Raw genomic sequence first — 665 nt, 5'->3', positions numbered from 1 at the left:
ATCTTGCAGCGGCTCTTTTCTCTGGAATACCATTTCTGGTTGATCCAATAATGTCGGGATCTTTTGCTGGGCGAGTTGTGTTTTCGAGATCGCAAGCTCATCTTCAAAGGCTTTGTGTAACTCTGATTCAGGAATATCAATCTCGAAGGATGAAAGTGCTACTCGTCCAGTCTCGATCGCGGGTTGATACTTCCCCTGCATGGTGTAGAGAACAATCAGCAGTTGGTAAATTTCTGCTTTCTCAAGGGCAGATTTTGCTTGTTTCAAGGTCATTTCAATCAAGCGTTCAGACTGCTCGAAATTACCCAATAGATATTCAATTTCTGCTTGCTCTCGATGTAGGGTAAACATCAATTCATAGTGTTCTGACCAAGCTGTTTCTGTGAGATGGTTTTGAGCATGAATTAAACACGCTTGAGCGAATGAGTAGGCTGCTGCTTGTTTTGCTTTGATTGCAGCTTGTATGTTCAAGTGCGCTAATTGAGTTTTTTCATCAGCCTGGGTGATGAGTGCCTGTCCCAGGTTGAAATGTCCTACCAGTTCAAAAAGTTGCTCACTCGATTCGCTGTAATTAGCGTAGAGGAGTTTACCAATTTGGAGATGCACAGATTGTTTTTCGCGATCGTCAATCAGGGCATAAGCGGCTTGTTGTACACGGTCGTGGA

General features: G+C 43.6%; 1 pseudogene. It reads right to left on the bottom strand.

Going from position 1 to position 665, the window contains the following annotated elements:
* Nucleotides 1-665 (bottom strand): annotated as a pseudogene (locus LEPBO_RS43500) (trifunctional serine/threonine-protein kinase/ATP-binding protein/sensor histidine kinase); the annotation flags it as partial.

The organism is Leptolyngbya boryana PCC 6306, assembly GCF_000353285.1.
In the GTDB taxonomy this organism is placed as follows: domain Bacteria; phylum Cyanobacteriota; class Cyanobacteriia; order Leptolyngbyales; family Leptolyngbyaceae; genus Leptolyngbya; species Leptolyngbya boryana.
The sequence above is the reverse complement of the archived record's forward strand: the minus strand, read 5'-3'. Positions and strand labels throughout refer to the sequence as shown.